This window comes from Psychrobacter sp. NPDC078501 (genome assembly GCF_044900935.1).
GTDB lineage: Bacteria > Pseudomonadota > Gammaproteobacteria > Pseudomonadales > Moraxellaceae > Psychrobacter.
On the sequence record NZ_JBJDOS010000005.1, the window covers coordinates 68,069 to 91,329 of the forward strand.

Consider the following 23,261-nt stretch of genomic DNA (forward strand, 5'->3'; position numbering starts at 1 on the left):
AGCCTAGCCATGGCTATGTATGAGTACGTGTTAACCTTTCTGCTAATTGGATAAAGACAATTAATTAAATAAAAAAAACTAAGCACGTTAGGAATAAACAACGACTTGATAGGAACAATAACGCTATGGCGAATTCAAAAAAACTAGAAGAAAAAACAAGTAAAACAAGCACAGTGAGAAATGCCCTTTATAACCCTGATCAAGACAATATTCAGGTCAGAGGCGCGCGCGTACACAATTTAAAAAACGTCGATGTTGATTTGCCTCGCAATGCTTTGGTAGTCTTTACCGGTATATCAGGCTCAGGGAAATCATCATTGGCATTTGGTACACTATTTGCCGAGTCACAACGCCGTTATCTTGATTCTGTATCGCCTTATGCTAGACGACTGATCGATCAGGTCGATGAGCCAGATGTCGATACCATAGAAGGGTTGCCACCAGCAGTCGCCTTACAGCAAAAACGGGGTACGCCTTCAGTGCGCTCGTCCGTAGGTAGCGTAACGACGATATCCAATGGCCTGCGTATGCTCTACTCACGCGCAGGAGAGTATCCAGCAGATCAAGGAATACTATATGCCGATGCATTTTCCCCCAACACCCCAGATGGCGCTTGTCCGACTTGCTCAGGTATTGGCCGCGTATTTGAAGTCACTGAAGAGCTGCTGGTGCCAGACAATACCAAGACCATCCGTGAGCGGGCAATTGCGGCTTGGCCACCAGCGTGGCAAGGTCAAAATCTTAGCCGTATATTGACTACATTGGGCTATGATATTGATAAACCATGGTACACACTGCCGAAAAAGACGCGTGACTGGATTTTGTTTACGGATGATACGCCAACAGTACCTGTCTATCCTGAATACAACATTGAGCAAACGCGTGATGCGATCGAGAAGGGCGAAAAGCCAAACTATATGGGTACTTTTACCAGTGCCAAAAACTTCATTTTGCACTCTTTTGCCACCACTCAGAGCCCGCGTACCAAAAAACGTGTCTCGCAGTTTATGCAGATATCTGAGTGCCCAGAATGTCACGGAAAAAAACTAAAGAAAGAATCGCTATCGGTTAAGTTTGCAGGACTCGATATTGGAGAGCTATCACAGCTAACACTAACTGAAATGGCGGAAAAATTAGAAACAACCGCTCGTACCAAGGTAGCGGATAACATACCAAACCGCGAAAAAGCCATCGTTGCCCAGCGTATTGCTAGTGACATTCTCTCTCGTGTTGAAGCGCTGACAAGGTTAGGTTTGGGCTATCTCTCGCTTGAACGTACCACACCGACACTCTCTCCTGGCGAGCTACAGCGATTACGATTAGCCACTCAAATTCGCTCGCAGTTGTTTGGCGTGGTATATGTCCTTGATGAGCCATCAGCTGGTTTGCATCCCGCTGATACTCAAGCATTGCTAGGGGCGTTGGATGAGCTAATCGCGGCTGGTAACTCGGTGTTTGTCGTTGAGCATGACGTTAGTGTTATTAGACATGCTGATTGGGTAGTAGATGTCGGGCCAAAGGCGGGCACGCATGGTGGCGAGATTGTCTATAGTGGGCCTATAGAAGGCCTTCGTGAGATTGAACAGTCGCATACTGGTCAATATCTATTTGCCAATGCTACGTCTAACGCACAGTCAAAATCTAGCACAAGGCAGCCAGCAGCCTGGCTCAAGCTTGCCAACATTGAGCGAAATAACATAACAGGATTAGACGTTGAGTTTCCGCTTGGGGTCATGACCAGCGTCACAGGGGTCTCGGGCTCAGGCAAATCAAGCCTTGTCAGTCAAGCGTTGGTAGAGCTTATCAATGAAGCATTGGGACAAAAGACAGTTACAGAAGCGCCTATTGGTGAAGCGGATTTGTTAGAGCAAGAGCTTGAATCAATAATTGGTGGTGAAATCGTCGCTGGCATGGAGCACGTCCGTCGGCTTATTAATATCAATCAAAAAGCGATTGGACGTACACCGCGCTCTAATTTGGCAACCTATACTGGCTTGTTTGACGATGTACGTAAGATTTTTGCGGCGACTAAGCAAGCAAAATCTCATGGCTATGATGCAGGCAGGTTCTCGTTTAATACGACCAAAGGTCGCTGCCCAAATTGCGAAGGTTTAGGGTTTGTCAGTGTTGAGCTGTTATTTCTGCCAAGCGTCTATGCACCTTGTCAGGTTTGTCATGGTCAACGCTATGACGAGGAAACGCTAGCAATCACTTATCGAGACAAAAACATCGCTGAAGTATTGAATTTAACAGTTGAAGCGGCACATGAGTTTTTTGTTGATGAAGCACCTATTTTTCGTGCATTAGAGGCGTTGCTACAAGTTGGACTTGGTTACTTACGTCTGGGTCAGCCTGCTACCGAATTATCGGGCGGCGAAGCACAGCGTATTAAACTTGCCACCGAGCTGCAACGCACGCAGCGAGGCGACACGCTATACATATTGGATGAGCCAACCACCGGCTTACACCCTGCCGATGTGTCTATGCTTATGACGCAGTTAAATGGTCTCGTCGATGCGGGCAATACCGTCATCATGGTTGAACATGATATGCAAGTGGCTAGCAATAGTGACTGGATCATTGATATTGGGCCAGGGGCAGGGGATGCGGGCGGGGTAATCGTCGCTCAAGGCACGCCATATGACGTTGCCCAATCAAAAGACAGTCGTACTGCACCGTTTTTATTGGTGTAATGGCAATATATTTATATCAGTGTCTTTACATCAGTACATGTTACTGATGTAAAAATTAGTATTAGAAATAGAGTTTTTCTAATACTAATTTTTTATAAATATAAATATCTATGCAGATGTCTCTTGCTGCACTTGCAAACGCTCAATCCTAGTGAGGTAACTGTGTCCCAGCTCTGGCTCTGCCGAGGCTATCCAAGCAGCATATCCTGACAACGTATTTAAAGTCTCATCAGCGCGTAATGTACCGCCTGTCTCTAAGTTATGAACGGCTGCTCGTAACATGCGCTTAATCTGACGAGATACCCTTGGTACACCTTGTCCATTGACCACCATGCCAGTAACGTTATGCTGATTGCCTTTACGAATCACACGTGTCTTATCGTTATTTAACGCAAAACCTTCTTCGCGTAATATCTTATGGACTGAGCCGAGCAGTTGCCCGATTAGCTTATTATGCTGCGTATCAGCTTGTTTCTTTGCGGTGCTGGTCGTGGCTTTAATCGTTGTTTTAGACTTCGATTTGGGTTTGGTGTCTTCAATAGCAGGAACACTAAACGTCAAGTCATCGGCGTAACGGCTATAACGTAGGCCTAACTTTTCTGCCAATCCTGTCAAGCGTCGATCCAGATTTAAGCAAACGATGTTCGTTAATGCAGGACTGGTAGGCGCGCCTTGTGGCAAGGCTCTATCGCCTAATGCCACATAGTAGGTAACGCCATCTTGCTGCACCACTTGTCGGGGCGACTCCGTACACAATAATGCCAATAATGTGGCAATTTGCTCTGGGTAGCCAGCATGACGGAATACTCCTTTGACACGGCGCCAGCTCACGCTAGGAAAGAAATCTTTGACATCAAGCTTAATAAGCAGCTCACTATTGCTATGTATGGCTGCGTTGGTCACGATAGATTTGCCGCGTACAAAGCCATGGGCGGCACCATGCGTCGTTAAGTTATTCAAAATATTGTGCAAAATCCAGCGTTGTACAAACTTCAAACGTGGTATCGGCGACCATATTTGACGCGCTGTGCCATTGCGTTTGGCAATAGTAAAATGCGAATAAGACAGATTGGTGGCGACCTCTCTTTGATAGCACAATCCTTTTAACTGCGGGATGCTAAGGTTCACCGCTTCTGCTAGCTCATTATGTTTACGCAGCAGTGGCAGTTTGTTTTCAATCAGCCGATTGGCCGCGTCTTTGATATCCCATTTATCGGTACTGGTATCGTCCGTCCAATATACATGGCGGCCAAGATAAACCATGTGATGCGCTTTGTATGCTTGCCAAGCAGCTTTTTTGAGACTTTTTTCTTCAGCTGCTTCCTTTTTTAAGGATTTTTTATAGCAATCCCGTTCTTTTGGGCTCATGTTATCGACAGGCTGACGATCGACCATAAAGCCTTGGCTGACCAGCTGCTGCTGAACGTATTGGTAACGGCCGCCTGCCAGCTCAATCTCTTGCCATAATTGTTGCCACTGACGCTCAAAAGGAGTGGGTGCTGGCTCAGGACTGATGTAATCGTTATGGTTGGCTGTGTGTGTGATCATACATTACATCCCTTGGTTTTCGATAAAGCCTTTGGCTTCAAATCTGGCAATATGTTGTAAAAAAGCGGCTTTGGCTTGAGCTGGTTGATTAAACACCAGTTGCTGGCGTGCGTCCTTATTACCTGTAGTTTGTTCAATGGTAATTTTTTTATGGGCAATGGTGATGTAGACATACGCAATAGAGGTTTCTTGCGCTGCTAAAGTCTGTGGTTTGTTGTTTGCAGTCTCATGTGAGTGGGTCGCTGGTTGAGTTAAGGCTGTCAAATCAAGCGTCATTTCAGAAGGTAATGCCTTCAACGAGTTGTTGGCTGCTTTTGTTGGTACGCTTTCTTGATTACTCACCGTCTTATTAACGCGTTTACTCAAGACACGAGTGTCATGCCAGCTGTCATTACTGGTGTTATTCGGGTCGTATTGATTGTACCTAAGACGCAGCGCGATAAGATGCGCGCACACACCATGAGTGAGACGATGTTGTAGATACTGCGGGCAGCTACATTCTGCTTTGGTCACCAGTCCTTCGTCGCCCAATTGCAGCTGACTGTGGTAAGTACGTCTGTCTTCTTCGACATGGATATCTGCACGGATGGTAATGCCTTTGATAGCAACAGTCTCAACCGAAAAATTCTGTACACCATCGGCACGACTTAATAAATCAAAGGCCTGTTTTTCTGCCTCATTGTGATAAGCAAACTGCGCCATCTCAAGCGGTGCTTGGGTCAATGGTCTGTAATGATACAGCTGCGTCGCCACATCATAGCGAATCAAGCCCTGCTGAGTACCTGACAGTAGCCATTGCTGCACTTGCTGATTAGACACTGATGCAGGATCTAATGACGTATCTGCTGATAGCGACTTTACCAAGTCTTCTAGATTGCTGGGGGTATTTGCCAGCGTGGTCATCAATACAGACAGGCCGTTATTGTCATCGCTATTATCATCATTGCGAGCGTTTAAGGTTGCTTTACCACTGCCTGATAACCCTTCCCTAGCAGCTAATGTATTATGCAATGGGCGCTTGGGCAATAATAAGTCAAAGTTTAATGACTGTGACCAGTTGGCTTGGCTAAAGCCTGTCATGGCAAAGGTGAAGTGAAATCCTTTGCCCGTCACGGTCCAATAGCTTGGCATGCCTTGACCCAATAAAGAGACGGAAACACTATCAGCATGCGGCAACAGTCGTTTTAATAGGCTGAGACGACGACGACCCCATAAGCGAATCAGTTTGGCCTGTTGGCCTTGATAGGGTTTTTGCTGTTGGCTAACTTGGCTTGTGACAGTGATATCAAATGGCTCAAGTACAATAATCGGTAATTGCTGTGGTCTGAGTTCAATCAGCAGGCCTCGACGTTTGCCCTTAATATCAGCATGCATACGCAGCTCAAACAGCACGTTATACAATGCGATTGGATCGAGATGGATGGTGTCTTGTGGCAATTGACCTGCAGACTGTACTTGTAGCAGCGCTCTGATCCAGCTTTTGGGCACATTGATACGTTTTTCTATGATCTGTCTTTTTACGGTGGGCGTAGTTATCGTACTATCAGTATCTGCTTCAGCGGTTTCTGGCATGGTTTCGAGTAATTGTAAGCCGACCGCTTCATGACCAATGTCTAATATCGTTTGTTGATGATCGCGTATTTTCTCAATACCGTTAAACAAGGCTGTACTATAATCAATACTAGTGGTGCCAAGGGTAGCTTCGGCACTTTGCTCAAAAATCTCATTGGTCAATGTCAGTTGGGCATAGCAGCCTTCATCACGGCTAAACACCTCAAAGCTGACACCTTGCTCATGCACCTGAATAATCGGGTCCAAAATACAAAAAGCCAGTGGGTCATTGTCGAACAACCACGTGAAATAATCACGCTGCGCAGTAAATAGGTTCTTATTGCTGCTGGCACGGCGCATCTGCATAAATACCGTGTACGCTGAGCGGTCTTTTGGCACATAACGGTAGTCACTACTGACCACATCAAATAGGGCTAGCAAACTGTCACGAAAGACAAGGGGAGACTTGACCTTACCGTGGAAGTTAACCTCCGATCGATTCAGCTGAGCAAATAGTGCCACATGCTGAGTGTGTTCGGTCGTTTGCGCCTCCAACAATGAGTCTGACGATTCGCTAACTTGACTGATTTGGCTGGGTGCGGTGTAGTCCAACTGCATCATCAGGCCATCAGTGTTTGCTACTACTTCTGATTCTGTTTCTAATGCTTGGTCTAATTGATTATCTATAGTCATTGACTGTCTCCTTCACCCTGATTGCTTTTTTGACTGCTGTCCTGACTATTTTGTGCTGCGATGGATGACGACGGACGTTTTCGCTGTGCTCGTATCATGGCACGCTGCCAGCGGCGTAGTACTTTATAAGCAAGCTTCTGAATGTCTGAGTTTTCATGTGTCATGAGCGTCGTCAGCCACTGTTCAATATTTGGATCATGTAGCTGTCCAAGCGCTTCGATGGCACGGATGCGAACTGTCATCTCCATGTTGTCATTATTTGCACAATGATAAAGTGTGTCAGCGTCTTTTGCTTTGATCCACTGTAGCAGCTGTTGATTGATTGGTATCTCGGTAGACGAGCCCTTATGTTTCAGCGCATTCTTTACTACCGTTATTATGGATTTTTGGGTAGATATACCGCTTTGTTCAATACGAGTTAGTAGCGTTGATAGTAAGGTTTGGTTGTCATAAGTGAGCGGCGATTGAACCGTAGTTGATACGCTGCTCAATGTTGGCACTATATTTGATAACACCTTATCGTCAGCGACTGGTCTGGCCAGTAGTCCTAACAGCGCTTGCTGCCACCAATCGCTAACAGTCGTAAAGAGCAGTGGAATAGAGGTGATGGTCAATGGTTGACGAGCATCACTGAGCCACTCAAGCATTGCTGAGATCCGCTTAGCTGCTACTTTATCGACAGCACCTTTAGCAGTTGTGATAGAAACATGACGCATGATTAGCCAAACCAGTTGTCTGATGGTGCCACCCACTTGCCCAACCATATCAATCCATTGACTATTATTGATGGTCGTTGGACTGCGGTTGATAGTGTCGATAAGCGTATGCCATTGCTCGCTTGCAGTGTCAAAATGCTGCTGCAATGTCGCAACCATTTCTTTGTCTAGATAGCTGGCTGGATACTGAGTCAGATAGCACAGTCCAATATGCTGTGTCAGTGTGTTGTTACTGGTAATCAACGCGGTAAGCTGTGATGTTGGCATATCTTGCTTGGCCATAATGGCATTTTGCAGTGCCATCAAGATGTTGGCTGGTAAGTGTGCGCCATGCTGGGTGATAAATGCTGCCAGCTCATTGATGCTGCTATTATCAATAATACGCTTGAGGCTCAAACGCTCCGTCTCTTCTACAAAGTCATCATTATGGCTTTGGATGGCTGCCCAGTCATAAGGATAAATCTGCGACGCGAGACTGCCCCAGGTTTTCTGTGCCGCAGTATAAGCCACCATGAGCACAGCACGATCTAGATTGTTTTGCTTTAAGATATCTAAAATTAATGCTTTATTGGCATCGCTATCATTCATCTGCAGTAGCCATACCGCATGCCTTTGTGGACGGAAAAATATGGCTTTATCGATATGAGTGCGGATATAGCTGCGGATTTGTTCCCAAGCAGGCGTTGTGTTGAGCCAGCGCAGTCCATTTAACCAATGGACAATGGCGGGATTGGTGAAATAGACTGCGGGGTCTGACAAGTGCAATTTTAATAGCTCAAAAATATGCGAACTATGCTCAAAGTCACCACCTTGTGCAAGGCGACCTAAGGCTTCACTGGCCACGTCTTGTAAGTAGTGCTCGTCGTCCTCGGCCAGTTTGATTAACTTGTCATAGGCTTTGTATAAGGTATGAACCTGTAAGTTTTTATCAGCGTTGTCCGCAGGCGAGCTAGCATTAGGCGAGTCAGCATTTTGATTTTGGTTTTGATGGTCACTGCTGCCTAGTAGCTCGCCAATGGCTAACACACTGCAGTTGCGGAATTCGACATCAGGATTATAATCGATCGTGGCCATCAAGATATTGACCCCATCAGCATGACCGCATTTAGCGAGTCCTTCAGCCGCGGCAAATTGCACATCGGCGTCTTTATTACGCAGGGCATTTTGTAATGAAGCAATGCTGCCGTGTCGTTTTTTGGCACGATATGCCAGTGTCTCGACCAATTTAAAAGTGTATTTAGCTGGCATCTGCTCGTAGGCTAGCGCTAAAGCGCTATCAATGCGCGAGGATAAATCACTGTCATCCGACTGCACCCATGCAAGTGACGGCAATAGCAGCGCGGCAAGTGCATAATCACTATGATTCATAAGCGTAGTAAACAGTGACAGCAAGACTTGCGAGTCTCTAGGGTGCTGACGTTGTAACCAACGCGTATCTTCACGCTCATCTAGGTAGTCATCAATGTGCTGATCGTAGCCACTAATTTTCACCAAAGTGTCAAATAAGTATTTACGCTCTTCTTTATTTTTTTGCGGCGTGTGCTCAAACAGATTCTCTAAACGCTGTAGTAATGGCGCCACGAGATTCGTGTTACGTAGGTCAGCGATATCACTATAAATAAACTGCTTAGGTTTGTTTATATGTGGGTCATCAAGTAAGACTAATAATCGTAAGTGCGCTTCATTAGCAACTTGTTCAGCAGTAGCAATATCAAAGCTGCTCTCTAAACCACTCTTTAAACGACCCTCTAAAGTGTTCTTATTGATGAATTGGTACGATGTGAGTGCATCAACAAGCAACTGCCAGCTACGGTATTTCTCATTATTGGCCTGAGAATCTTCAGCAAAATCAAATAAGCTATCAAATAGCGTGCTGTCTGCAAAGAGTACGTCATAAAACTCAACCAGTTGACTCAGTGCTTGATATTTTGCATTCCAATCATCACTCTTCACAGCATGCAGCAAAAACGTCAGTTTGTCTTGACGCTGTACTGACGGCGATTGACTGTTTGCAAAAGGCGTGACAATGACTTGTTTCCATTCAGCAACGATCTGAGGCAGTAACGACTGACAATAAGTCTGTAGCCCAAGTAAGCTAGCAGGCAGATGGCCTAGTCGGCCCTTTAACAGCTGATAGGCCTCTTCTGCTAAGGTGTGATTATTGGTTTTTAACAAATCAATGAGTTGTTGATCAGCGCTACTACTGACGGTGTTAATATTAGTATCTGTTGTTTTGCTCGGCTGCTGTATAGCATCGTTCTTTGCGGTATCTAACAATAGATCCAAGCCGCGTTTTACCATGTCACGGTAGGGCGTACTCATGGCATAGTCAGCCAGCTTTTTGGCAGGCATGTTTAGCTTATACAAGCATGCCCAAGCCAACTCACGAGTGTCAAAACTACTGTGGTTGAGTAGTGGTAACAACACGCGACTGGTACTGTCTCGCCAGTCCTCATTGTTATTAGTATCAAACGCCGATGATTGAGTAGCAAGCCACATTAGCCCTCGAATGGCTTGGTCTGTGGTGCTGCTATTAGCATAATAATCATCGCCTGCGCGTATGACGCCAATCCAAGCACCAAAGGCAAGAGACTGGTATGGATAATGCACCTCAGAACTGTCTTGCTTATCAGTAGGAGAGCTATCGACTGTTTGTGCATGGCCTGCCATGTTAACGGTGGCTGTAGCGGGGTGAGCACTTAGCAATGCCTGCAAACTGCGTTGCCATTTTTGTAATGTCTCAAAAACATCGTCCTCATCGTCATAGTAATCATGGGCGAGTAATTCAGATAAGTTGCAGATAACATCGATAGTTTGGGCACGTACCAATGGCTGCTGATGGCGACTAAGGTTGGCGAGCTGTTGTAAGTTTTTAGTACTGACGGTTGTCAGAATATTTGCTCGGATAGAGACCGTATTATGTGACTGTCCTTTAACACCAGCTTTATCTGCCGTGTTTGGCATGGCATCCATCATCATCGTGATGACTTCAGAGTGAGAAGATAAAATACTGCTTAATTGACGTGACAAGTAATCACTTAGGTACTGCCACGCTGACGATAGTGCTGGCTGACTACTAGGATATTGTACGTCATTCGGGTAACGAGCGAGTATATTGGCGTAGACTACTGCCGTGTCATTATCCGCAAAGCTTAGGGCTTCTATCAGTCGGTTAGGTTGACCAGTGCTAGTAGCGGTCTTTTCAGGAGCTTGCAGGCTATCTTGCCAGCCACCTTGTAAGTCATTAAATATCAATAACAGTCTGGCTGCTACTGCATAGGACTCTGACTCAAACAAAGGCCGTAGTTGACGGGCATGAGTGATGGTCAAGCCATGCTGTGCTTGAAGCCAATGCGTAGGCGTCATCGGTGCGACAAGCGTACTAAGATTGTCTGTTTCGTCTCTTATGTTATGAGTAAGGAAGTATTGCCCGCGAGCATCACCCAAAATAGCCAAACACAAACTGGCTGATTGACTGATAATGGCGCGCTCATATTTTTGCCATTTCACCAGTAGATCAATGTCCTCAAAAGAAACTATTTGCGTAATCTTTGGTGCAAGAGGTTTAAAATCAGCATCAGGGTGGTGTAGATATTTAGCATACCAACCTAGCGCATCATGCTTTGATGGGTATGCCAGTTTAGACAAACCAAACAGTGCTTGGCTTACATGACTGTGCCACTGAGTATAGCTGTCACTTTTCTTGCCTTGAGGGGGCATAGGTAGCTCTAGATAGTGTTTAAAGACTTGATACGCTTGTTCATCACTCCGCTGCGCCTGTTCTTCGTCAGCATATAGGCGTGATTGGCTGGCCAGTAGTTGAGCGACTGTCAGCTGGATGTCAGGATAAGGGCTGCTTAGGGCTGCGGCAATCAATGCTTCGTGATGATTCGGTTGATCATCGGTGCTACTATCATCTAGGCTATTGTGATCCGCTAAAATAGTAGGCTGTAAGTCTGTTAGCGCCAAAGCAACCGTCAAGGCTTGTTTACGCAGCTCAATACTGTCATCAGCGAACATAGCCACGAGAGCTGGCATCAGTTGTGTCAGCTGAGTCGTATTCGCTCTGGCTTGCACTGTCGTAAGGGCCAGTTGCTTGGTATCAGAATAAGGGCTGGCAAGCGCGTTCAGCATGACGTCAGCAAACCCTAAATGCTTGCTTTGCTTAAGTGCGATGTCAAAGGCTTGTTTGCGAATAGCGGCAAACGTATCTGCAAAAAACAAGGTTAAGACAGCTTGATTGATCTTTTGACTATCAGTTTCTTCAACTTTATTTGTTTTATGCTTCGATGTCATCGACAGCAACAGTCGTTGCCATTCTTCTATCGCCACTTGATGCACATCTTCAAAGAGGCTTTGCTGCAATAGCTCAATAATGTCAACGATAGCACTGTCAGAAACATTTTTAGAAATATTGTCAGATGACTGCTGAAATTGGCGGTTTAATAGAACTTTAACCACTTCTAACCGAATACTGGTAAAAGGGTTGTTCAATGCCTGTAGCAGTATGTCTGTCATCTCTGACGACATCTGAGTGCTTTTGTCACCACTATTTGAGCTATTTGGTGCAACATGCTTTAAAAACAGCGCTAAAGACTGCTCATGAATGTCTTGATGTTTAGAAGCAAAACCTGTCGCCGCCCAAGACAATGCATTGTCTGCCAACTTACCATAGGCTTGCATGGCCACTTGGCGCACGCCAGCGTCCATATCGTCTAGTAATGTCGGTAGGACTGCTTTGGCATCTTCTATATTTAAATGACCAAGCGCGGTGGCGACACCAGCACGGATGATGGCGCTGTCATCCGTGCTCATCAGACTAATCAGGGTGCCAAACGCTCGTTTGTCTTGTAGGCAAGCCAGCGCATAAGCCGCTCGGAAACTGATATCTTCGTGACTATTGCTTAAGCTTTGTAATAAGGGCTCTAACGTATCATTGCTTAGCTTTATAGATTCAGCAGTAGGCTTCTTGGATTTTGCCTTACTCTTAGATGCTTGGGCACTATCTGCTTGCGAGATAAAATCTTGTGTAGATAAGGTTAAACGGATCGCCTCATCGGATTGTTTAACCGTATCATTCGCCGCTGTGCTACTAGCGTTATCTAGTAGCGTGCCACGTAGTAAGCGAAAGTCATCAAAATCAGTCAGGGTGCGTAATATTTGCGTGTCACCTTGCTGTTTTAACGCCTCTATCAACTTAGGCTGAGACAGTAGCGAGACGTAAAACGCCGTTTGCCTAATCTCTGTATCACGATGGTTCTGTAGTAGTATCAGCTGACGCGAGACTTCAAGGTGGTTTAGCATATCGCGTTGATACAGACGAATTAACCCTGATTGGACAATGTCTGATTGATTGCAGTCTAATGCCATCAAATCTGCTTGAGGACTGTTCTCTGGCAACAGTGTCTCAAGTGAGGCCAATGCTTGCTTACGAATATTCGCAAAACTGTGTGATAACGCTTCTCTTAAAATAGGTAAGATGCGGCGCTGGCTCGTGGCATCCTTCATCGCGACCTTTAGGTAACCTTGTAACGCAGAAGCCACCACTTCTTCGTAGTAACGATTTTTAAAGGCTTCTTCTAGATAATGTAGCGGGCGCTTTGCCGTACTTGCGCGGTCGGCCAAGGCATGAAAAGCAGCAAGACGTACTTTTGCACTGTGCGCTGAGCTTAGTTGCTGCTCTAAAACCTGTGCAGTTTTATCAAGATTAGTAGTAGCAACCCACTGTACCAATTGCAATGCTTGATTGGCCGTGAGGGTGTCGCTATCAGCAAGTAATTTTTTAACCAGTTCTAACGTTTGGTTATCTGCTTGCGCCTGTAGCAGCGCTAGGCCTTCTTTAAACGACACATCATTATTGTTTGACGTATCTGTCAGTAACTGGCTGATTCTCTGATAGCCATCTTTGATGATATAAGTGACTGGCAATAGCTTACTATTTTGTGAGGAGCTATTCTGTGACGTACTTTGAGTATGGTCAATAGGTATGAAACGTAGGCTCTGATCGGCACTGACGACGATGAGCGTTGGTTGTTCAGCGTAAGAAGATAAGACGATCTGTCGAGCCTTGGTTAGATCCTCTTTACAGCTGTTTGGCTGACCTTTATCAAATGCCCATGACTTAACACTTTTGTCATCTGCTGCGGTAAATAACCGTGTGTCTGAGACACAAAGCGCCGTGATCATTTCGCTGTGCTGACTAGACTTGGCTCTATCGACAGGGTGTAGATCGCCTTGGACATGAGTACGGTATAAGCCCTTATCTGCGCCTGCTGAGAAGAAGTACTGACCGACTGGCTCAAAACAAAGCGCATTTACTTTACCTTGGTGGAGCTGTTTGCGGCTACTTAGATTGAGCTGAGCTTTATCTGATACCCATTGATAGCTACTAACATCTCCCGTTTTATCTGCCACGACTAACCACGAGCCATCACTTGACGTTGCTAGCGCTGTTAATACAGACTCTTTGCTTGATGCTGCTATAGAAGACGAATAAGGCTCAATGATGACAGTACTGCTGGCTTGACTGTCCTGATAAAGCCATACCACGATGTGTTTTGGATATAAGATAGCCAAGGCATCTTGTAGTGGTGCCATTGCTACGGCACGGCCTATAGCATTTTTGTTATTTTTAGGTGCATCGAATAAGGATGTAGCACTGGTCTTCTTAACTTTCTTGGCTTGCCAATCCGTTTGGTACAGATGACCGTCGTCACCAATCATAACAATAGTGCTGTCATCTATTTTGGTAATGGCTTGCATCGCACAAGGCAGCGTAGTTGTCGATAAGCTAAATTGCTCACCTTGTTGATCAAGGACGTATAAGACCGTAGTAGATGCTTGCTGCTGGCGAGTAATAAAAAGACTGCGCCCATCTTGCTTGGTTGTCTTTTGAGTTGCCGCTTGGGTGCTGTTGACCTTACTGACTAAGCCAATAATTTGACCCCAATAGGGGAGTGTTATTGTTTTCATGGTGTTATCTCAGTTGGGGTGACGTCATATTTTTTTAAGTATCTTTTATTTATATCTGTCTGCCAAAGCCGTTAAGCCGATGCCACTGGCTGCAGATTTTTAGATAGCTCAGGATAGCGATGCAATAATCGTGTGACGGCAACCAAACACGCATGACGCTCCATCTTGCCTGCCGAGTGCGTAAAGGTGAACAGTATGGGCATAATGAGCGCCGCGAAGGTGCTGTCAGCCAATGCCACATCACGGAACGTTTCAATCAACGCCAATTTGGCACGACTCGCAGATATGGGTTTTAGTGTGATGTTGCTATCTGACTCAGTTTGCTCTGATGACGAGCGCTTATCTGAGTAGCGTTGTTGCTTATGCTTACTGCTGTCACTAGCACTTGACGCTTGCGAACCGCCTAGACGTCCAGGCGGTAGCTCAAAGAGACCACGGCGTAGCAGCATTAATAATTGATCGATTTCTGCAGGCAAGCTTGCCAAACGTTTATCTGACTGCTCTGTTATGACTGGTTGAGCGCTGCTGTCTTTATCTGGTGCAGCATCTTTATCTTTACTATCGCTACTGGTTGGTTGCCAGTTTGGGGATACGTGACGCGCCTTGTAGTGTTTCCATAGCATGGTCACAGCGGCATAACGTACTTCACGGTCTGTGCTTTGGGTCAATCGATATAAAGACTGCACATCTTGGAAATTGGCATGACGCTGTAGTAGGGTGATACCGATTTGGCGAGCGACTCGCGCTTTGCTTTCAATCAACGCATTCAGCATGCTAGCATTCAATTGTGCTGACTGAACGTGATAACGTCGATTGGCAACGGATGGCTTATCCAATAGCGCACGCTTCAGCAGTTGCGTGACTTCAGTATAGGGAGATTCTGCCATCATCAGCCATAGGGTTGGCGTTGGTTGCCACGTCGCCATCTCATACTCACTCAGTAATAAGCCAAATTCTCGCAGCTGGCTGTTACGGTGTTGAAGTAAAGGAATGACACGCTCTGCATCAAAAAATGAAGAAGGAATAATCGCATCGGGATCGACAGGTCTGTCAGTCAGTGCCATACAGATCTGTTCATGATGATGACTGAGATAGCTGATCGCAAGCTCACTGATAGGTGCAGTAGCGTCATCTGTTGCCATATGCCACAGTGCGTTGGCACCTGCAAAAGTATCGTCTTCAGATACCTCTCTCGATTGACCACTCAGCATCTGTAAAAAAGCTGTTTCGGAAATAATCTTTAGGGCAGCACCATCGGCGATTAAGCTTTCGGCTTTAACTTGCTTGCTACCTTTACGGCCATTACCGTATAACGGTGAACCATCATCACCGATGACTAAGTAATCTAACTTGCCGTTGACGGCGCTGCTAATAGTACCATTAGCTGCTTTCACAACTTTTTCGGCCTCGCCACGAGTCATACTTTGCATCTTGCCTGTGAATAAATACCGTTGGCCAGTTAAATCTACTTCAGTAGCAGCATCGCTATTTGAGTCTTTATTGTCAGTGCCATTACTAGAAGCGTTGTCAGTAGAGGCGTCTTCATTACTGTCAAGATATGCGATAAAGTCGGCAGGCAAGAACCCTTTGTTAATGCGTTCAATAGCAAATTCACGATAGAGGGCTTGTTCGCTATGTGCAAGATTCATAAGCCAGTCGAAACCTAAATCTATCGGCGCAAACCGACGCACATCAGACAGCCAATTCCTCACGTTTTCTGCTAAGTACTCATCAAAGGCCAAGTACTTTTGCCAGTTTTTAATAGGAGTGTCAGCAGATTTCAATTGCTCAACATATTCACTCAATTGCCAATCAGGCTCATAGGCAAGTGCATGCCAATAGCTCATATCAAGCGTCGCGGCTGACAGTACATCTTCATCAAACCAATCGGTAATAGTGGGTTGCGACAGTGGATGTAATAGCAGTATTTGCCACACGTCAGCGTTTACTTGGCTCAAATCCAAACGTCTGAGCTGATCTAACGCAAAGTCCATACAGTCGCTGTCGTTATTAGCAGAGAAGTCGTGTACTTCTGGTATATCTAACTGCTGGGCAACGCGAATAAAGTATTCAGCGCCCAGCTCTTTGGCACTATAAAGCTCAGGCAGCTTTTTTATCGCAAACTTTACGCTGTGTGTTCTACCACTAGTCAATCGTTCAAAAAACCATTCAGGGGTTAAATCGCGCCTCGTAAAGTGTTTGTTAAGTTGTTTGCTCGCGGTTTGATAGTGATGTTCGGTATCTAATAGCTGACCCCAACCGTTGATACCAATATCAGCAACAGGGTCACGACTCAGGATACTATTGATGGCAAATGCTCTAACAGGTTCATAATCTGACATGGCCAGTAACATCAGCTCAGTGAGCGATAAGTCTTGAGCATAGCTTTTGGCATAGCCAATCGCATATTGATAGGCGGCAGGATAGTGTGAATGGAGTAGCTTTAGCACCACTTGATGCAAGTCCAATGTTTGAAATTTAGACTTTTCAAAATGCGGTGAGTTTTCTAATAGCCAAACAATCATCTCATCCCGCGCTTTACTGTGCGCTTGTCCAGCAGATAGATATTGTAGCGTCTCACCACTCACATCACGCAATTGGGTCTTAAAGTCATGCTTTAGGCTATCGGTTGCGAACTGTCTGATAGCCTCGTTTTTAGCGATGGCCAATAGCTGGATAAGTGGTTCAGGGTCTCGTTGCCATTCCTCAGAGAACGCGCGACCTTTTGCATCAAAGAGCTTGCGAGGTGAGCGACTGCTGAATCGATTGACGCCATAATCAAGGCTGTTATGAAAACAGATATGATTGAGCACCCAGCTGTTCGTTTGTTCAAGGCTGCCTGCCGTCATGGTTTCGTCATAGCTGGCGAGTACAGAGACGGCGGCATCAATGTAGCCAATTGGCATTTGCTGACCCAACTGGCGCAGATAACGCCATGCTCTAAGGCTCATATAGGTTTTGGTCGCTAGGCTGACCGCAGAGTTGGCGGTTTGATTGAAACGCTGTAAATCAATCTTGGCGGCTATTTGCCCAAATATCTCATAATCTTGAGAAAATTCTGCTTGCTTATAAATGCGCTTTAAACCTTTCCACACACCGTAGCTGACTGGCAAAGCCGTAATGGCTTGTTTTAAGATGGCTCTAGAGTACGCGCTGCCATCTTCCCACAGTGCGGTCAGTATTATGTGGATTTTGTAGCGATCTGGGAGGGGGTAAACGCCTTCGTCTGCTTCCAGTTTAGCAATCATTGCCACGCGCTCTGCAAACTGTACTTCGGGGTGTTGCTCCCGAAACTGATGACTAAATATCTTATCTAAAAACCGATCAAAAGTAAGCTCATGCTCAGGGATGGGTGTCTCAGGAATCGCATCAGCTTGAGTTGCCAATGTACATAGTTTATCGACCAAACTTGGATCTTGGACTTGCCAAGCTTGCTGAATTTGTGAAAATGACAGACTCATAGAAATTTGCCTTAATTTTTATTTTGTCAGTGCGCGTAATTTTGTAGCACCATAAAAGCGCGTTTCACAGAAAATATCAAGGACTTTTGTAAGGAAATATATGGGCTGCGACATATAGCGTCGCGCCTAATTTTATTTGCAATTATATATTGACAATAATAACTATTATGAGGCAAACTTAACAAGTTGTGAGATTTAGCGTTTCACCGTTTACGGTGAGGGGCGACGTTGCGTCGTCCACGAGTCAAGCCATTACATTTTACCCAAGGAAGACTGTTTCAGTCCTGCTAATACCTAGATAAAGGCCCTAGTGTCATTAGCTCGCTGGCGCAATCACGCAATCGTGATTGAGCTAATGCACTAGGGCCTTTATCTAGGTGCAGTCCAGTGAGTCTTCCATGTACCAGGTCATGAGGTAGATTACACAACAATTGAGTGTGACATCATTATGATGGCATTCAAGGCCTTTAAAGCAAAACCGGAGTAGGGCTGTTTATTCAGCGCTACTCCGGTTTTTTATTGCCTGATTATTAGGTGATAATAAAAAGCCCTTTATGATAGACAAAGGGCTTTTTATTACAGAAAATATGATTTTATACGGAACTATTTACCCCCAATAACCATCAGGACATTTTGGCAATTCAACTAACGTGCGACGTAACGCATCTGACCATTGATGACGGATGGTATTAAAATATTCATCACGCTCATCAATACGTCGGCCATTGGGCAGAGCTAGGCTGTCATTGTCATAAAGTACAAAATCTATCGGCATACCGACTGATAGATTTGAGTGAATCGTGGAATCAAATGATAGCATCAAGGCACGTGCTGCGTGTCTTACATCTGTGTTATAGCTGACAGAACGATCCAAAATAGGTTTGCCATATTTGCTTTCGCCTAACTGAAAGAAGGGCGTATCTTCTGTGGCTTTGATGCAATTGCCTTCAGGATAAATCAGGTATAGCTCAGGTGGCTGTCCTTTGATTTGACCACCAAGCATAAACGAGCTGGTAAAGGCGCCATCGCGACTAGAGTTAGCGACTGCTTTTGCATGGTTCATCTTTTCACGCATACATTCACCAACCATTTGCGCGGCATCAAACAACGTCGCTACTGTGTTGAGGTTACTCTCAGCACGCTGGTCAATGTCGCTTTGTAGTTTATTGAACACTGCCTGCGATGTCGCTAAGCTGCCAGCTGTCTGTAGCACCATAAAGCGCTCGCCCTCAACGCCGTATTGATACAACTTTCTGAATGTCGATATGTGATCAACACCGGCATTCGTGCGCGTGTCACTGGCAAAGACCATACCGTCTTTTAGACGAATGGCAGCACAATAAGTCATAAGATACCCTTGATGAATAAACGTAATAAAAAATAGCAAACGCTATGATAGCTTTTTGACTAATACCAAACTGTAAAGATTTTCGTAACCGCCGCCCATACGCACGCCGCGAACAGGCGCCGTATCTAAATAGTCTCGCCCAATAGCCACATACACATGTGAGTTTGGGGTAAATGCCTGATTTGAGATATCAAAAGTATACCAGTAACCATCCAGCCAAACCTCAGCCCATGCGTGACTGGCCATGTGATTTTCGGTATCGTCATACAGATAACCGGACACATAACGCGCTGGAATCTGTTGATCGCGCAAGATACTTAAAAACACATGCGTATGGTCTTGGCACACACCTGCACTTGTCGCAAACGCCTCAGCAGCGGTCGTACCCACATGCGTGACGTCTTTAACGAAGGGCATTTTCATAATAAGGGCATTCGCCATTGCCTTTAGACTGTCATGAGTGGGCGTTTTTAGATATGGCGCTGCAAATTCTCGCATCTCTTGTGAACATTTGGTCAATGGGGTTTGTACGGTAAATAGCAGGTAGGGGACATGATCCATATCCTCTAGTCGTTCGGTTTCGGTGTTGATCTCAACGATACCCGACGCCTGCATTTGTAAGTTGTTATGTGCCTCGTTACGACTGAGCGTGAGCCATGCATTACCAAAGCCGTCTTTTTGGTTGGTCGCCACTTTAGGGAGCATCACATCCCATTTATGTATGGTTTGGTGCGGCATTTGCATGGGGGTCATGCGTATATACTGTACACTGCGCTGTGCCAGCTCATCGTAATAATAGTTGGTTTGGTGACTGATTTGAAGTTTCATGGCATTTTCCTTATAGCATCTTTCTATTTTCTGTTTATTCCATATGTCTCATGAGCCGTTGTTATTGGTTTTTGGCTAGACACCTTCTATACACCTTGACGCAATATGAGATTGAACTCCTTGCTAATCAGCGCAAAATCACTAAATTTCTTTGACCTGATCATCTGGTTGGTCAAGCGGATAAGTTCACGCCAGCGCGTATTCTCCGGCAACTCATTAATCCAGTGTCTGAATTCAAAACTGACCTCTGTTGAATCTTCTCCTAACAAGACGGCACGCTCAAGCTGCTCAAAGTGACGCCCTAATTGCCAGAAGCAAGTCACTGTCGGATTCTCTTGTTTCATCGCAGCGTTACACGCATGTAGCTGCAAGGTCGCTGCTCGATACGTGCCAGCACTCGATAAACGCTTGATCAAGTTATATAACTCAGCAGTATCTTTACCAATGACACCTTTGGCCTCTTGGACATTATCCTCAATCGATTGCACGATATTGGGTATGATGTTTTGTTCCAAATCAGCCATCATTTGTGCTTTCATGGTGGTAAGTGACACTTCACCATCAACGGCAAACCCTAGGTGACTGATTAAATGCCTAATCTGTGATTTTTTGAGATCGCCTTTGATAAGTTGTTTCATAACATCGTCGTAGTAATACAGACGCTCACTATATCGGCCTAGCCATATTAAGTGACTGGCGGTAGAGAGTAGCAGTATCATGGGCGCATCATCTAAACTCTCGTAACCTGTTTCTAAGGGTTGGACGCGATCATAATAGTTCGCGTGCCCTGAAGCATTGACACCTATTGATGATAAAGGCGAGCACTTGTCGGTTTGCTGGCTGTCTAAATCGCTATCATCAATAATCCAAGTATCCTTGATACCGCCGCCTTGTGATGAATTGACGACCAAAGAGCCTTCAACCATGGCCACTCGTGTCAGACCACCAGGTACAATATCTACTGTGCCATCACCATGACTGAGGATAAAGGGACGCAAGTCAATATGACGCGGTGCGATACCGTCGCTTACGGCAGTAGGATTGGTAGATAATGATATAGTCGGTTGGGCAATAAACCCGGCTGGGTTTTCAAGCAAGCGCAGGCGATATTCTTCGATTTCTTTTTTGGTTGATGTTGGACCAATGAGCATCCCGTAGCCGCCTGAGCCTTGCGTTTCTTTTACCACCAGCTTATCTAGATTGTCGAGCACATATTTTAGATCGTCAGGCTTACGGCACTGGTATGTCTCGATATTAGGTAGGATAGGCTCTTCATTTAAATAGAATTTAATCATATCCGGTACAAAAGGATATAAACTCTTATCATCGGCCACGCCCGTACCTGGGGCGTTAACGATCACCACGTTGCCAGCGCGATAAGCACTCATTAGCCCTGATACACCCAATATGGAGTCAGATTTAAAGGCTAACGGATCAATATAGGGATCATCAATGCGGCGGTAGATCACATCGACTTGTACCTTGCCGCGAATGCCTTGCATATAGACTTTGCTGTCTTCAACGACCAAATCATAACCATGGACGAGTGGTACATTCATCTCATGCGCTAAGAAGGCATGCTCATAATAGGCACTATTAAAGCGACCTGGCGTTAAAATGACGACTTGTGGATCATATTTGGATGTTGAGCTGGCAAGACAGGCTTTGAGACGGCTAGGGTAATCACTAATACCCATAATAGGCGTTTCAGTAAATATATCAGCTAATAGTGTCTCTGATATATTTCGGCTCTCAAGCATATATGAGACGCCTGAGGGAGTACGCAAGTTATCCTCTAACACACAAAATTTACCTGTCTCGTCTCGAATCAAATCAATACCGCTGATATGAGAATAGATAGGTTTGTCGAGCTCAATGCCCATCATCCATGGCTCATAGCAGCCACTAGCATAGACGTAGCTGGCAGGGACAATATCTGCCTTCATGATGGCTTGGTCATGGTAGATATCATGTAAGAATGCATTGAGAGCCGTGATACGCTGTTTACAACCTGCTTCTATTTGTTTCCATTCGCTCGCTGCAATAATGCGTGGAATGATATCAAACGGAATCATACGCTCGATATTTTTGGCATCGCTATAGACGGTAAAGGTGACCCCTTTACGGTAAAAGATATTTTCTGCTTGTTCGTTTAGATAATTGAGGGCATCCATGTTGATGTTATCAAGCCAATGGCCAACAGCTTGTGCCACTGGGCGATACTTACCCTTACTGATCTGCAATTCATCGAAACTTTGTGGTTTTTGCTCAGGTTTTTCTGAAGTGTCTTTTCTTAAGGCGTCTGTGACTGTCGTTGAATGAGGACTTGTGGTATCGGTACTGGTTGATTTAATAGATTGACTCTGACTCTGATTTGCAGATTTTTCTTTGTCTGGGTTTCCATCTTTAGACTGACTTTGAGATGCTGTTTTATTCATAAATACCTCACGTATCCTTGGTAAAGTTATACTTTATGATGAATACACTGTCTATGCTAAGTAGAGTAGCACTTGTACTGCGCCCAACAGGTAGTCTATCTCCTGTATGAACTATACAACGGTTACTGAGCAATATACAACAAGAGTTAAATAATAGATTTTTAAAAACTTTAACCTAATTTTAATAAGTTTAACTCAATAAAAACAGGAGGAGAGAAGACATGAAGCTACGTGGTAGGTTCTTAATGCTGGCAGGTATAGGGTTGTCAGCGACTATCAGTGTGACTGGCTGTGGTAGCGAACCACAACAAGATATCTTGCCCGCTGGTAGCACAGTGGTCGCACTTGGGGACTCATTGACCTATGGCTATGGAGCAAATACTGAAACAGCGTATCCTACGGTGCTAGCAGAGCTAAGCAAATGGAACGTCGTTAATGCAGGTGTCAATGGTGATACTTCTGCAGATGTGCTTACTCGAGTGAATGAGATCACTGAGCAAAATCCTGATTTAGTATTATTGGGTGTGGGCGGCAATGATGTATTGCAGCGCATTGCACCTGATACGACGCGGGATAATATCATCGCGACTATCGATACTTTGCAATCCAAAAATATTGACGTTGTCCTAATCGCTGAGCCGCATCTCAGTACTAGTGCTTTGTTTGGAAAAGCCAGTGATAATCCACTGTATGAAGATATTGCGGAAGCTGAAGGCATACCTCTGTATTCTGATGGCTGGTCAACTGTACTGTCAGATGATGCATTGAAATCTGATAAAATTCATGCCAATGCAGCAGGATATAGACAGTTCGCTGAAGGGCTGCATGATTATCTAAAAGACGAAGGGTGGGTACGCTAAACCGCAATGTAAACCACAGTTTTTAAGTTTAAAAGCCTTTAAACTTAAAAACTGTGAGTAGAGCGTATGTCTGTAGTCAGTGTATAAAGCACAAAAAAAGCAGAGAGCTGATTGACTAGGCTCTCTACTTTTTATTTTCATTTTGCTAATGAC

At 45.1% G+C, this 23,261-nt stretch carries 8 protein-coding genes and 1 pseudogene; 2 read left to right on the top strand and 7 right to left on the bottom strand.

The genetic code is table 11. The features are described from left to right. The first annotated feature begins 125 nt into the window (after positions 1-125). Complete coding sequence (gene uvrA, locus ACI2IW_RS10105; RefSeq protein WP_404693561.1) at positions 126-2,693, top strand: excinuclease ABC subunit UvrA; 2,568 nt, start codon at positions 126-128, stop codon at positions 2,691-2,693. Positions 2,694-2,801: 108 nt separating this feature from the next. On the opposite strand, the gene ACI2IW_RS10110 is transcribed toward uvrA, so the two are convergent. The 7 genes and pseudogenes from ACI2IW_RS10110 to ACI2IW_RS10140 all read right to left on the bottom strand — a co-directional run. Continuing rightward, on the bottom strand, positions 2,802-4,241 hold the full coding sequence (locus ACI2IW_RS10110) for a reverse transcriptase family protein (protein WP_404693562.1): 1,440 nt from the start codon (positions 4,239-4,241) through the stop codon (positions 2,802-2,804). 3 nt (positions 4,242-4,244) lie between these two features. Continuing rightward, positions 4,245-6,485: a hypothetical protein gene (locus ACI2IW_RS10115; protein WP_404693563.1), complete on the bottom strand. Its 2,241-nt coding sequence runs from the start codon at positions 6,483-6,485 to the stop codon at positions 4,245-4,247. Beyond that, complete coding sequence (locus ACI2IW_RS10120; protein ID WP_404693564.1) at positions 6,482-14,173, bottom strand: HEAT repeat domain-containing protein; 7,692 nt, start codon at positions 14,171-14,173, stop codon at positions 6,482-6,484. Before ACI2IW_RS10120 ends, ACI2IW_RS10115 begins: the two co-directional genes overlap by 4 nt. Positions 14,174-14,244: 71 nt before the next feature. Next, positions 14,245-17,634, bottom strand: a complete 3,390-nt coding sequence (locus tag ACI2IW_RS10125) for a BRCT domain-containing protein (RefSeq protein ID WP_404693565.1) — start codon at positions 17,632-17,634, stop codon at positions 14,245-14,247. A gap of 607 nt (positions 17,635-18,241) precedes the next feature. Then, entirely contained in the window at positions 18,242-18,982 is a 741-nt protein-coding gene (locus ACI2IW_RS10130; RefSeq protein ID WP_057760236.1) for a peptidase, read from the bottom strand. Positions 18,983-19,024: 42 nt separating this feature from the next. Beyond that, positions 19,025-19,810: a transglutaminase family protein gene (locus tag ACI2IW_RS10135; protein WP_201579743.1), complete on the bottom strand. Its 786-nt coding sequence runs from the start codon at positions 19,808-19,810 to the stop codon at positions 19,025-19,027. An 854-nt stretch (positions 19,811-20,664) separates the two neighbouring features. Beyond that, positions 20,665-22,248: pseudogene (locus tag ACI2IW_RS10140) on the bottom strand (circularly permuted type 2 ATP-grasp protein); the annotation flags it as partial. A gap of 221 nt (positions 22,249-22,469) precedes the next feature. On the opposite strand from ACI2IW_RS10140, the gene ACI2IW_RS10145 reads away from it, so the two are divergent. Then, complete coding sequence (locus ACI2IW_RS10145) at positions 22,470-23,108, top strand: GDSL-type esterase/lipase family protein (RefSeq protein ID WP_404693566.1); 639 nt, start codon at positions 22,470-22,472, stop codon at positions 23,106-23,108. The last annotated feature ends 153 nt before the right edge of the window (positions 23,109-23,261 follow it).

What these genes read in the sequence shown, in the direction of transcription:
- ACI2IW_RS10115 (WP_404693563.1), bottom strand. Translation starts at nt 6,485, where the DNA reads ATGACTATAGATAATCAATTAGACCAAGCATTAGAAACAGAATCAGAA.
- ACI2IW_RS10135 (WP_201579743.1), bottom strand. Translation starts at nt 19,810, where the DNA reads ATGAAACTTCAAATCAGTCACCAAACCAACTATTATTACGATGAGCTG.
- ACI2IW_RS10120 (WP_404693564.1), bottom strand. Translation starts at nt 14,173, where the DNA reads ATGAAAACAATAACACTCCCCTATTGGGGTCAAATTATTGGCTTAGTC.
- ACI2IW_RS10110 (WP_404693562.1), bottom strand. Translation starts at nt 4,241, where the DNA reads ATGATCACACACACAGCCAACCATAACGATTACATCAGTCCTGAGCCA.
- ACI2IW_RS10130 (WP_057760236.1), bottom strand. Translation starts at nt 18,982, where the DNA reads ATGACTTATTGTGCTGCCATTCGTCTAAAAGACGGTATGGTCTTTGCC.
- ACI2IW_RS10145 (WP_404693566.1), top strand. Translation starts at nt 22,470, where the DNA reads ATGAAGCTACGTGGTAGGTTCTTAATGCTGGCAGGTATAGGGTTGTCA.
- ACI2IW_RS10125 (WP_404693565.1), bottom strand. Translation starts at nt 17,634, where the DNA reads ATGAGTCTGTCATTTTCACAAATTCAGCAAGCTTGGCAAGTCCAAGAT.
- uvrA (WP_404693561.1), top strand. Translation starts at nt 126, where the DNA reads ATGGCGAATTCAAAAAAACTAGAAGAAAAAACAAGTAAAACAAGCACA.